Origin of the sequence: Hydrotalea lipotrueae, assembly GCF_019249625.1 — a bacterium.
GTDB classification, from domain to species: Bacteria; Bacteroidota; Bacteroidia; order Chitinophagales; family Chitinophagaceae; genus Hydrotalea; species Hydrotalea flava.
Genome location: NZ_JAESDL010000024.1, coordinates 1 through 12,535 on the forward strand (window position 1 = coordinate 1; position 12,535 = coordinate 12,535).

The window sequence follows — 12,535 nt, forward strand, 5'->3', positions numbered from 1 at the left end:
GTGGAAAGATTGATGAATCAAATTCCACATCCTTACAATTATCTAAAATCCCTTTGCGCTTATTCTACCTAATCCTAAAAATTAAATACGCTTGAAACATTAAATATTATTTTTAATAAAAATGCTTACTTTTTCAATAAATTATCAAAGTGTATACTAATATTCATCTAATATACTGAGGAACGAATTGCTTACTATAAAAAAGCTATATTTCCATCCGAATGGGCCACAACTACAATTGAAGCCATATTGATAAATAAACCATTTTCAACCACACCAACAATATCATTAATACGGTTATGCAATGAAGATGCATCTTCAATTAAACCAAAATCAGCGTCTACAATATAATTGTGATTATCGGTTATCAATATATTGTTTTTTTTTGTTAGGCGTAGTGTGGCAATTGCGCCCAAAGCCTGAATTTTACGAATGGTAAATTCGTATCCAAAAGGTACCACTTCAATTGGCACTTTAAACTTACCCAATTTATCTACTACTTTATGTTCATCAACAATAATGATATAAAATTCTGTTGCAGCAGCTACAATTTTTTCACGAAGCAATGCAGCACCACCACCCTTTATTAATTGACGATCACGGGTGGTTTCATCCGCCCCATCAATGGTAATATCAATTTTTGAGATTTCGGCAAAATTCGTCATTGGTATGCCCAATGAACGGGCCAATTCATCACTTTGTTGTGAAGTAGCAATACATTGAATAGCCAGTCCCTGCTTCACTTTTTCTCCTAAAAATTGAATAGCCCAATAAGCTGTGCTACCGGTGCCCAAACCAACAGTCATTCCACTTTTTACATAAGTAATGGCCTTTTCAGCAGCTTTTTGTTTCAGTTGAATTGTATCCATTGTACAAATATCTATTTTCTTTTTTAAAACTACAGCAACATCATTTAAAATGATGCAACTTGTATACTGCCATATATGCCTCTATAAATGCTGGTTTTTATTTTTTCAGCGAACATTGTATAAATTTAGGCCTCACAAAATACCTGAACAGATCAAGATGAAAATAAAATATATTTCAATTTACAAGTATTCAATTCCCATGGTACCTTTCACTATTGCCACCGGCACCATGCATTTTGCTCAGAATATTTTAATTAAAATATTTACGGATGAAGGCATTACAGGGCTGGGTGAATGCTCAGCATTTCCAATGATTGTTGGAGAAAATCAAAATTCCTGCTATACACTGGCGAAAGATTTTGCACTTTTATGGAAATACAAAGACCCACTTGACATTGAATGCAGGATGCAGGAATTGCATCAACACATCACCGGTAATTATACCATTAAAAGTGCATTTGACATGGCTTTATATGATATAGCTGCTCAATACCAACAGGTACCACTCTATGCATTTCTTGGAGGTAAGAATAAAACGATTGAAAGCGATTTAACGATTGGGATAGATACCCCTGAAGCTATGGCTGAAACTGCATTCAAATTTGCACAAAAGGGTGTGCGTTGTATTAAAGTAAAATTAGGAAAAACCAGAATGGACGATATTGAGCGAATCAACCAAATACGCAACGCAATTGGCAATGCAATTACCTTAAGAATTGATGCCAATCAGGGATGGAGCCCTGCTGATGCATCATCAATTTTACATGCACTTGCCCCCTACCACATTGAATTTTGCGAACAACCCATGGCCAAATACAATGATGACTTTTTGCCTGCATTATGTGCCGGTTCGCCTATTCCAATAATGGCAGATGAAAGTGTATTTACACAACATGATGCGGAAAGAATTATCAGAACAAAATCCTGCCATTCCATTAACATCAAATTTTCTAAAAGCGGGGGTATACTGGAAGCAAAAGCAATTCACCAGACAGCTGCTGCACATAGCATACCTTGTATGATGGGGGGAATGTTAGAAAGCAGGCTGGCATTAACTGCCATGGTACATTTTGCAATTGCACACAATAATATTCATTTTTATGATATAGATACATGCTTGTTAGGACATTTAGAAGATCCTGTTTTGGGTGGTGTAACCTATAATGGATTACAACTTACCGCTACTGAGGCACCCGGTATTGGTGCAACGGTAGATGAAAGCTACCTGAACGCACTGGAAAGTACCACAATTTAAAATTGCTTTTTTTACTGCAAGGGGCTATTGTACTATCTTAGCACCCAAATCAATCCATCATGCAAGGCAGAAAAGCAAGCAATAGTTTTACCATTATGAATGAATTGGTATTACCAAACGATACCAACAGCTTTGGCAATTTAATGGGTGGTCGTTTAATGTATTGGATGGATATTGCTGCTGCGCTCTCGGCCATGAAGCACAGCAATACACCCTGCATGACTGCGAGTGTAGATAATATTAGTTTTAAAAATCCCATTAAATTAGGAAATATTGTTCATATTGAGGCAAAGGTTACGAGAGCTTTCAACACATCTATGGAAATATTTTTAAAGGTATGGGGGGAAGACAGCCTGCATCAATACCAATATGAAAGCAATGAAGCTTATTTTACATTTGTTGCATTAGATCCAAACGGTAAGCCCAGACCTGTACCGGCATTAATACCAGAAACAGAAGAAGAAATTAAATTATTTGAAGGGGCATTAAGAAGAAGGCAATTAAGGTTAATATTGGCAGGTAAAATGAAACCCGATGATGCCAATGAATTAAAAGCATTGTTTGGCAAATAAAATTATTGTAGCCCTGAATGATGATGCAGACCTTTCAGCATAAATTGTCTGCTTTGTTCTATTGCATCCATTACCTGTTCTAAAATTATATCGACACCAGCATCATAATCAATTTGTAAGGGTGGTTTAAATTGTACTCATAGCAAAACACCTCTTTTTTTAAACTGCAATCCTTGTATAGTAAAAGCTCGCCAAAATCCATTAATCACAACAGGTATCACAATTTGCCGGTTATTTTTAATGATATAGGCAGTTCCTTTTCTGCCGGGTGCAAAGGGCTTTGTTGTTCTCTGAAGAAAAGTAATTACCCAGTTCTTTTCAAATGCACGATGGATCTTTCTGGTATCAGAAAGATCAAGCCCTCTTCTTACTTCTGTTGCTTCATGCCGACGACAGGTACGTTTAACAGTCAAAGCGCCGCCTAAAATAAATAAACGATAATCCACTGCTACGCACGGAATCTTCAGCAGCAACAAAATAAACAGGTATAAATGGATTGAATAAGTAAAACGGCAATCTTAATCTATTATATCTGCGCCATTTTACTGCAAAAAATATGTGTATAAAAACAATAACATCTGCGAAATATGTTTGATGATTGCTTACAAATAAAACATTATTTTCAGGCAACTGTTCCAGATATTCAGTACCCAATTTTAGGTGGGTTAAAAATGGCAATTCTCGGATAAGATTTCAAACCAACAATGATATAAATACATATGCGAACTATCTTAAAATGTTTTATTTTTTCTATGAAAGACAAGTACAAGTATTTTAAAAACAAAACTGCACAATATAAACATTGTTATTAAATTTTCTTTGTTTGATAGAAGTGAATGAGCATTGAATTTATCACTCATCATTTATTGCATTAGAATACCTTTGCGCAAAAAAATAATGGCACTAAATACTGTAATATTTGATATGGATGGTTTATTAATTGATAGTGAGCCATTATGGAAAGAAGCAGCAGATGAAGTTTTTTTGCACTATAATATTCAACTAACCGAAACTGAATACCATACTACTACGGGTTTACGTACCAATGAATTTGTAGCTACTTGGTTTTCCAAATTTAAAATTCCAGATACTGAAATAAGTATTGCTGAAACAAAAATATTAGAGGTTGTTAGTTATAAAATTGCAGAAAAAGGCGAAACAATGCCCGGCGTTGGGTATATTTTTGAATTTTTCCAATCACATCATTTTAAAATTGGGCTGGCCTCCTCATCTCCACAATTTATTATAGATCAGGTAATACAACAAATAAACATTGCCCCCTACCTTATGGCCACGGCTTCGGCAGGTAATTTAAAATATGGGAAACCGCACCCGGAAGTGTATTTAAATTGCGCGTCAGCACTCAACTCAGTTCCAACTGAATGTCTGTGCTTTGAAGACTCATTTAATGGCATGATTGCAGCGAAAGCTGCCAGAATGAAATGTGTAGTAATCCCAATGTATCATCAGCAAAAAGAAGAGCGGTGGAGGTCTGCAGATTTAAAATTAAGTTCTTTGCAAAATTTTGGGGCACTGCATCTGAATGTGCTCAATCAATAATTTTTAAAAAAAATTGTGAAAAAAATTGGTGATTGTTAAATTATCTTTAACTTGCTGTGCCGAATAAAAAAAAGGGTCATCCCGTAGAAACAGAACGACCTCTAACGATTGCTTGCCATATGAAAATTCTTGAGTCTTATTCCTGAAAGGTAGGTACAAAAAGTATTACCTTAAAATTTTGCCTCTAACGATTTGCCACTCTAACGATTGCTTATTGCCTTTAACTCATCTTTCTTTAACAAAAGTAAGGTGGGTTTTTTATTGGTAGAAATCAATTTAGGCACGATTTTATTACCTTAAACCGTAATTAAAATACGAAAAAACCGCGTAGAGACTGTGTTTCATAAAAAAAAATACATGATGTCCAACAGAAATTCAGACCCATTATTTCTATTAATTCAATCCTTACAAAAGTCAGAAAAAAGGCATTTTAAACTTTATATTAAAAGAAGTTCTAATAAAGACGAACTAAAAATTGTACAATTATTCGATGCATTGGAAAAAATGCAGGATTATGATGAAAAAACTTTACTGAAGCGTTTAAATAATATTAATAAACCACAATTAGCCAATTTAAAAACACATCTGTACAAACAGGTTTTAGCCAGTTTGCGTTTACTAAAAAGTACTGACAGTATTGATTTACAATTGAATGAGCAGTTAGATTATGCCAGAATATTGTACAATAAAGGCCTTTTTTTACAAAGCCTTAAAATTTTAGAAAGAGCAAAGGAAATGGCCAAAACTGCCAATAAGTTCAATTTCATGACGCAGGTACTTTCACTGGAAAAAAAAATTGAAACCCTCCATATTACCCGAAGCATGCCTGGTAAAACCATGCAAATCACTTCCGAATCAATAAAAGTAAGTGAGCATGTTACACAGGTTGCTGCATTATCCAACCTGGCTTTACACCTGTATACCTGGTATATTAAAAACGGACATGCCAGAAATGAACAGGATGAGGCAGATGTAAAACTATTCTTTAAAGAAAACCTTCCTGCAAATGCCTATATTTTAAAAGGGTTTTATGAACGTTTGTACCTATACCAAAGCTATACCTGGTATGCATTTATTCGGCAAGATTTTTTAATGTATTATCGTTACAGTGAAAAATGGCTGGGTTTATTTGATGAGCAGCCGAATATGATTGCAGTTGAAACCGGCCATTACATTAAAGGATTGCACAACTTACTCAATGCTCATTTTGATTTAAGAAATTTTGATAAGTTTCAATTGATATTGCAACGTTTTGAAGCTTTTGCTGCAACTGATTTGGCTAACCAGCACGACAATTTCAGAATTCAAACCTTTATCTATATTCATAGCGCAAAAATTAACTGGCATTTAATGGCCGGTACCTTTTCAGAAGGGTTAACCATCGTTCCTTTTATTGAGGCTCAATTACATCAATATGGGCGATTTATTGATGCACACCGTATTCTGGTATTTAACTATAAAATAGCCTCATTATACTTTGGCAACCGGCAATTTGCCACCTGTATTGACTATTTGCAAAAAATAATTAATGATAATTTTTCTTTACGAAATGACCTGCAATGTTATGCCCGTTTAATGCATTTATTAGCACATTACGAAATGGGTAATAATGATATTATTGATTCTTTAATAAAATCGGTATACCGGTATATGGCCCGCATGCAAAATTTAACCATTGTTGAAGAAGAAATTTTTGCTTTCTTACGGAGATCCTTTTATGTAGCTGAAGAAAAATTACAACCCGAACTGGTTATTTTACTTTCTAAAATAAAACATCTTGAAAAGAACCGTTTTGAAACCCGTGCATTTGCCTACCTGGATATTATTTCATGGGTTGAATCGAAGGTATATCACAAAACCATGAGTGAAATTATTTACAATAAGTACAAGGAAAGTAAAAAAAGAAGATACCCTTAAAGAAGCCTTTTAACTGTATCCGAGCCGACCGTTTCACGAATGATACACTGCTGTATAATTGGTTAAAAATTAAATGTTCTTCAAAAAAAAACGTCCCATGTCGGGTTCAACATGAGACGTTAACTTATTCGAAAAAAGGATTTATTTATTTGCTATCTCCTTCTTTTTCGTCGCCTTCTAATTTGGCACGAATATCGGCCAATGCACCTAAATCGCCTAAAGTTGCTTTTTCAACTTTGCTCTGAATATTCTTTACGGCTTTTTTGGTTTTTTCAGCTTCGGCTTTGGCTTCTTTCTTCACTGATTCTTTTTCTTCAGCCTGCGCCTGTTCCCAAATTCTGCTATGGCTCAACACAATTCTTTTTTCATTTCTATCAAACTCAATTACCACAAATTGTGCAGTTTCATCGGCACCAACAGATTTTCCATCTTCTTTAACCAGATGACGGTTAGGAGCAAAACCTTCTAAACCATAAGACAGTTGCACTACGGCACCTTTATCATCTTTACGAATCACAGTTCCTTCATGAACAGTTCCAACGCCAAAGGTTTCTTCCAGTGCATTCCAGGGATCTTCTTCCAATTGTTTGTGGCCCAATTGTAATTTTCGGTTTTCTTTATCAATACCTAAAATGATGGTATCAATATATTCGCCCACTTTTACATATTCACTGGGATGATTGAAGCGTTTTAACCAGCTTAAATCACTAATATGGATCATTCCACCAATTCCTGCTTCCAATTCAACAAACACACCATAAGGCGTAATGTTTTTCACTAATCCTTTGTGTTTGCTGCCTTCTGCAAATTTGATTTCAATGGTGCTCCATGGGTCTTCTGTCATTTGTTTGATAGAAAGACTCATTTTGCGTGCTTCTTTATCTAAAGTAACCACTTTAGCTTCATACTCATCACCTAATTTAAAGAACTCTTTTGCGTTGATGGGTGTATTTGCCCAGGTAATTTCAGAAACGTGTACCAGGCCTTCAACACCGGGTTGAATTTCTAAGAAAGCACCATAATCTTCAATATTCACCACTTTACCTTTTACAACTGCACCTTCTGCTAAATCAGCAGGTAATACATCCCATGGATGTGGCGTTAATTGTTTCAGACCCAGACTGATGCGTTTTTTGTCATCATCAAAGTCTAATACAACCACCTGTAATTTTTGATCCATTTTTACCACTTCTGATGGGTGAGAAATTCTTCCCCATGAAATATCGGTAATATATAATAAGCCATCTAATCCACCTAAATCCATAAATGCACCAAAGTCTGTAATATTTTTTACAGTACCTTCTAATACCTGACCTTTTTCTAATTTACTCATAATTTCAGCTCTTTGAGCTTCAATATCACTTTCAATCAATGCTTTGTGTGATACAACGGCATTTTTAATGGTTTCATTAATTTTAACTACTTTAAATTCCATTGTTTTTCCAACAAACTGGTCATAATCAGTAACCGGTTTCACATCAATTTGAGAGCCAGGAAGGAAGGTTTCCATACCAAAAACATCAACAATCAATCCGCCTTTGGTTTTAGAGGTAACAGTTCCGGTAACAACTTCACCGGTTTTGTGTACTTCTACAATTTTTTCCCAAGCACGGAAAATACGGGCAGATTTGCGGCTTAAATGAAGATTGCCATCTCTGTCTTCTTTTTCTACCACCATTACTTCCACTTTATCACCAATTTTCAAACCGGGTGTATCGCGGAATTCATTGAGAGAAATTAAACCATCACTTTTAAACCCGATATTAATAACAGCATCTGTTTTGGTTAAGCCAACAATATCACCCTGTAAAATTTCGCCATCTTCAATTTGCACAAAAGTGTTTTCATACACTTTGTCGTATTTGGCTTTTTCATCAGGAGTGTACAAACTTACATTGCGTTTATCAATACTCCAGTCAAAATCATCATGAGCAGTTGCCACTTCTTCAACCGGCTCAGCTACAGGTGCATTTGTTGTCGCTGCAGATTGTTCCTGTACTGCTTCCTGAGCAGCACCGGATACATTCTCCTGTGCATCAGCGTTTAATTGTTTGTTAATAGAAATCATAATAGTGCCCGATTGTTTTAATTCGGGCTGCAAAAGTATGTATTTCAAGCCAAAAAAACTGATTTTATAGCAGTTTTTTTACCAATCTGATACCTCATAGCAACGTTAATAACCAAGACATTAATAAAATATTAAAAGAGGAATAAATGTTTATTGATTTAAAATTTTATTTAAATTTAACCGGGTTATTCAAAACAGATAAACCCTGCATTCAACTACTTTATTCACTAAAAACACAAAAAAATGAAAAGAATTTTTGCACTGGTGCTGGCTTTAGCTATTTTCTCAACAGCATCTTTTGCGCAGGCAGCTAAAACTCAGCCTAAAAAAGAGAAAAAAGAAATGACAGCGCCTAAAACAACCCATGTTAAAAAAGATGGTACTGCCGATATGCGTTACAAAGAAAATAAAGGCAAAAAAGAGGCAGCCGGCCCAATGAAAAAAGATGGAACACCGGATATGCGGTATAAAGCCAATAAGCCCGCCGACAAAAAGAAGAAAGGATAAATATTGCTATGAAATAATAAACTGTTCCTGTTGTTTCAGTGAGCAGTTTTTTTATGCACTTGCTGAACTATCTGCAGCAATGGCTTTCGCTGCCATAAATGCTGTTGTCCATGCGCTTTGAAAATTAAATCCGCCTGTTATACCATCAATATCTAACACTTCACCGGCAAAAAACAAATGAGGTATTTTTTTACTTGCTAAAGTATTGGCATCTACTTCAGATAAATCGATGCCGCCAGCCGTAACAAATTCATCCTTAAAAGTAGTTTTGCCCTGAATGGTATACTTATCCTGCTGCAATTTCAATACCAGTTGATTGATTTGATGATTACTGATATCGGCCCATTTTTTTTGAGGTGAAAGATGGATTTGTTCTAAGAAATAAAGCCACAACCTTAGAGGAAAAGAGAAATAGCATTTAGAACCAATCATTTGCCGGGATGCATTCATTCTGAAACCATTCAGGGTATTTCGCAATACCTGCTCATTCATTTCAGGAATCCAATTAATAAGTATATCAAAAATATAATTTTTTTCAGCCAAATAACGGGCACCCCATGCCGAAAGCTTTAAAATGGCAGGTCCGCTGAAACCAAAATGGGTAATTAACAGAGGGCCTGTTTGTTTCCATTTTGTTCCGTTAATTTTTATTGCAACAGCAGGAATACTAATACCTGTTAATTCATGAATAGGATGCGAAGAAAGGTTGAATGTAAACAACGAGGGTACAGGCGGAACAATAGTATGACCTAAATCGGCCAACCAATTCCACTGCAATAATTTAGGAAAACCACCTGTTGTAATACATACATAATCTGCTACCATTTCTTTTCCATTTACAGCAGTTAATTTGAAATAATTTTTAACAGGCAAAATTTTGATAATATTTGTTTTCAACAGAAGATTAACCTCATAACGTTTTGCTTCGCCTAACAAACAATCAATAATTGTTTGAGAGGTATTGGTATCGCTAAACATCCGCCCATCTGGTTCTGCAATCAGGTTTACATGGCGCTCTTTAAACCACTCAACCGTATGTTTTGCATTAAACCAATGAAAACATTTTTTTAAAAACTGCGCACCACGTGGATAATATTGAAAAAACTGATTGAGTTCGAAACATGCATGGGTAACATTACAACGCCCACCACCACTAATTTTTACTTTTGAAAGCACTTTATCTGATTTTTCAACAATCATTACCCGCAAATCAGGGTTCATCCGCGCAGTGTTTACCGCACAAAAAAAACCGGCAGCACCTCCTCCAATTACTATTAAAGATTTTGAATTACGCATTTATTGCATTATCATAATTGAAATGATTTCTTGAATACCATTCCAAAAATTACCCATTTGGATATTTTCATTGGACGCATGTTGATTATCATCGTAATTGGCAATGGGTATAGAAATGGCTTTGGCATTGAGTTGTTGTTCAATAACATACAAAGGCAAGCTGCCACCTGTAGAAGGCATGATTACTAACCCCTTTGTTGAAGTTGCAGCAAGTGCACGAATGATTTGCTGCGAAACTGCTAAGTCCATTGGTGTTTTTTGCGCATTATACCCATCACTACAAATAATTTTGGCAATGAATGGATGAGCCATTCGTTCCACATCAGTAGGATCTCTGTTAATGATGTAATAACCTTTATCTTGAATATGCTTAATGACTCTTTCCTGCTGTACTTTGTAATCGTTTCCGGGCACCAAACGTAAATCTAAACTTACAGAAGCGGTAGCAGGAATACTATTGGTAGACAATGCACCAAACTTTCCGCTTTCGATACCATTGATATTTAAAGTGGGTAAAAGAATGGCTTCAGATAAAGCAATATTTTTCATTTCCGGCATAATAAAACCGAATTGGTGTTTCAATTCTGTATCATTTTGATCTAATTGTGCCAATACATTTTTCTCCAGATTGGATAAGGGTGTCACATCACTATAAAAATTTTTGATGGTAACATAACCACTATCGTTTTTCATGGAAGATAATAAGCGAACCAGATTCCATGCAGGATTGGGTGCCCAATTGCCATAGTGACCACTATGTAATGGGAATTTGCTTCCATACAAAGTGATGTCTATATGCGTATCGCCCCGAACACCGAATGATATCAAATTTTTTCCGGATGAGGGTTGTGGGCCATCGCAAATAATCCAAACATCAGAGCGAAGCAGATTTTTGTATTTGAATAATACCTCAGCCAAATGTGGCGAACCGGCTTCTTCTTCCCCTTCAAAAAAGAACTTTACATTTACTGCAGGCGCAATATTTTTCTTTTTTAAAGCAATGTAGGCATTGATGATTGCCATTACACCGGCTTTATCATCGGCAGCACCACGAGCATAAATTCGAAATTCATCCTGCAAATTATTAATAAATTCATCTTTCGTCAATGGCTTACCGCCAAGTTCAATTTTATTACTGTATAAAGCAGGTTGAAAGGGATGTAAACCGATATGCCAGTTAGCGCTATCAACGGGCTGTCCATCATAATGGGCATAAAATACAATAGTTTGCCTGGCTCCGGGTACTATTATTTCTCCATATACTACCGGTGGTGCTGATTCATCTTCAGGAAAAAGAAAACGGGTATGTTCAATACCGGCAGATTGCATTAGCCGCATTAAATATTCCGCATTATTCTGCAAGGCAATCTTATTTACTGCAATATTAGGGATGGCAATAAAATCAATATAATCCTGCAGAATAGTGGCTTTGTTTTGCTGTTGATAATCTTTGAACCAAGGCAATGGATGCTTTTGCTGTGCCTGCACTTGCATGAGGGCTAAAAAAAAAGCAAACGATAAAATATTCAATCTATTCATGTATTTATTTTATAGTATGTAACAATACAGTCAATGCATTATATTGCAGCCAGGTTAAAACACAATTAAATACACCATGCACTTGATTTTCTGGATTATTTAGAATAAAATCAAGTACTGAAACAGATTATGCGTAATAACTGGTATTTAGATTCGTATTGCTTTTTTCAGCAGCTTCTATAATGCTGTAATCAGATAGAATGAGCGGATGCTCCTTCTTCACACAAACATCGTGTTCAAAATGTACAGAAACTTTGCCATCCCTTGTTCTAACCGTCCAGCCATCTTGTTCTGTATACACGTCTTTGGTACCTAAATTAATCATCGGTTCAATAGCCAACACAAGATTTTCTTTCAGTTTTGGCCCATTACCGCGTTTACCATAATTAGGCACTTGTGGCTCTTCATGTAATGAACGTCCTAATCCATGACCTACTAATTCACGCACTACCCCATAACCCATTTTCTTTTCAGTATGTTCTTGAATGGCGAAAGAAATATCACCTACTCTGTTACCGGCTATTGCTTTTTCAATTCCTTTATAAAGGCTTTCTTTTGTAATTTTTACCAATTGCAATACTTCAGGTGCAACCTCTCCAACAATAAAGGTATACGCATGATCGCCATGCCATCCATTTAAAATGACACCCATATCAATTGAAACAATATCACCTTCTTTAATTAGAGTATGATTCGGAAAACCATGTACCACCACGTCGTTCACCGAAGCACATACTGAGTATGGATATCCGTGATAATTTAGAAATGAAGGAATAGCCTGATGATCTTTCACAAATTCAAAACAAAGTTTATCTATTTGTAAGGTAGTAACGCCGGGTTTTAAAAATGTAGCAACAGCCGTTAATGTTTTACTAACCAGCAAAGCGGCTTCTTTCATCAATGCAATTTCCTGTTCAGTTTTAGCATACATCATATTTACATTATTTCTTCG

General features: G+C 35.7%; 11 protein-coding genes. 5 read left to right on the forward strand and 6 right to left on the reverse strand.

Translation table 11 applies throughout. The features are described 5' to 3' along the window. Positions 1–194: 194 nt before the first annotated feature. A complete protein-coding gene (rpiA, locus tag JK139_RS12735; protein ID WP_228733222.1) occupies positions 195–869 on the reverse strand; it encodes a ribose-5-phosphate isomerase RpiA in 675 nt (224 codons plus the stop codon). 199 nt (positions 870–1,068) lie between these two features. Here rpiA and JK139_RS12740 point away from each other — a divergent pair, with 199 nt between their 5' ends. Then, complete coding sequence (locus tag JK139_RS12740; RefSeq protein ID WP_228733223.1) at positions 1,069–2,124, forward strand: mandelate racemase/muconate lactonizing enzyme family protein; 1,056 nt, start codon at positions 1,069–1,071, stop codon at positions 2,122–2,124. 59 nt (positions 2,125–2,183) lie between these two features. Then, positions 2,184–2,696: an acyl-CoA thioesterase gene (locus JK139_RS12745; protein ID WP_068242537.1), complete on the forward strand. Its 513-nt coding sequence runs from the start codon at positions 2,184–2,186 to the stop codon at positions 2,694–2,696. Positions 2,697–2,833: 137 nt separating this feature from the next. On the opposite strand, the gene JK139_RS15560 is transcribed toward JK139_RS12745, so the two are convergent. Beyond that, the gene (locus JK139_RS15560; RefSeq protein ID WP_228733229.1) at positions 2,834–3,172 is read right to left on the reverse strand and encodes a hypothetical protein; all 339 of its coding nucleotides are present in this window, start codon (positions 3,170–3,172) and stop codon (positions 2,834–2,836) included. A 421-nt stretch (positions 3,173–3,593) separates the two neighbouring features. On the opposite strand from JK139_RS15560, the gene hxpB reads away from it, so the two are divergent. Both hxpB and JK139_RS12760 read left to right on the forward strand, forming a co-directional pair. Beyond that, complete coding sequence (gene hxpB / locus JK139_RS12755; protein ID WP_074418978.1) at positions 3,594–4,256, forward strand: hexitol phosphatase HxpB; 663 nt, start codon at positions 3,594–3,596, stop codon at positions 4,254–4,256. Between the two features lie 357 nt (positions 4,257–4,613). Further along, on the forward strand, positions 4,614–6,173 hold the full coding sequence (locus JK139_RS12760) for a hypothetical protein (RefSeq protein WP_317196307.1): 1,560 nt from the start codon (positions 4,614–4,616) through the stop codon (positions 6,171–6,173). A gap of 145 nt (positions 6,174–6,318) precedes the next feature. Here JK139_RS12760 and rpsA read toward each other — a convergent pair whose 3' ends face one another. Then, positions 6,319–8,289, reverse strand: a complete 1,971-nt coding sequence (rpsA, locus tag JK139_RS12765; RefSeq protein WP_228733224.1) for a 30S ribosomal protein S1 — start codon at positions 8,287–8,289, stop codon at positions 6,319–6,321. Between the two features lie 195 nt (positions 8,290–8,484). Here rpsA and JK139_RS12770 point away from each other — a divergent pair, with 195 nt between their 5' ends. Next, positions 8,485–8,748 (forward strand): hypothetical protein, encoded by a 264-nt coding sequence (locus JK139_RS12770; RefSeq protein WP_068242822.1) that lies wholly within the window; start codon positions 8,485–8,487, stop codon positions 8,746–8,748. Between the two features lie 51 nt (positions 8,749–8,799). Here the strand turns inward: JK139_RS12770 and JK139_RS12775 are convergent, their stop codons facing one another. From JK139_RS12775 to map, 3 genes are all read right to left on the reverse strand, one after another. Further along, a complete protein-coding gene (locus JK139_RS12775; protein ID WP_218331436.1) occupies positions 8,800–10,044 on the reverse strand; it encodes a BaiN/RdsA family NAD(P)/FAD-dependent oxidoreductase in 1,245 nt (414 codons plus the stop codon). After that, positions 10,045–11,583 (reverse strand): M20/M25/M40 family metallo-hydrolase, encoded by a 1,539-nt coding sequence (locus JK139_RS12780; protein ID WP_218331437.1) that lies wholly within the window; start codon positions 11,581–11,583, stop codon positions 10,045–10,047. It abuts the gene before it with no gap. 127 nt (positions 11,584–11,710) lie between these two features. Further along, on the reverse strand, positions 11,711–12,517 hold the full coding sequence (gene map, locus JK139_RS12785) for a type I methionyl aminopeptidase (protein ID WP_068242554.1): 807 nt from the start codon (positions 12,515–12,517) through the stop codon (positions 11,711–11,713). Positions 12,518–12,535 lie beyond the last annotated feature (18 nt).

Excerpts from the sequence above, each read along its gene's own strand:
- hxpB (WP_074418978.1), top strand. The coding sequence starts at position 3,594 with ATGGCACTAAATACTGTAATATTTGATATGGATGGTTTATTAATTGAT.
- JK139_RS12740 (WP_228733223.1), top strand. The coding sequence starts at position 1,069 with ATGGTACCTTTCACTATTGCCACCGGCACCATGCATTTTGCTCAGAAT.
- JK139_RS12770 (WP_068242822.1), top strand. The coding sequence starts at position 8,485 with ATGAAAAGAATTTTTGCACTGGTGCTGGCTTTAGCTATTTTCTCAACA.
- JK139_RS12760 (WP_317196307.1), top strand. The coding sequence starts at position 4,614 with ATGATGTCCAACAGAAATTCAGACCCATTATTTCTATTAATTCAATCC.
- JK139_RS12780 (WP_218331437.1), bottom strand. The coding sequence starts at position 11,583 with ATGAATAGATTGAATATTTTATCGTTTGCTTTTTTTTTAGCCCTCATG.
- map (WP_068242554.1), bottom strand. The coding sequence starts at position 12,517 with ATGATGTATGCTAAAACTGAACAGGAAATTGCATTGATGAAAGAAGCC.
- JK139_RS12745 (WP_068242537.1), top strand. The coding sequence starts at position 2,184 with ATGCAAGGCAGAAAAGCAAGCAATAGTTTTACCATTATGAATGAATTG.
- JK139_RS12775 (WP_218331436.1), bottom strand. The coding sequence starts at position 10,044 with ATGCGTAATTCAAAATCTTTAATAGTAATTGGAGGAGGTGCTGCCGGT.
- rpiA (WP_228733222.1), bottom strand. The coding sequence starts at position 869 with ATGGATACAATTCAACTGAAACAAAAAGCTGCTGAAAAGGCCATTACT.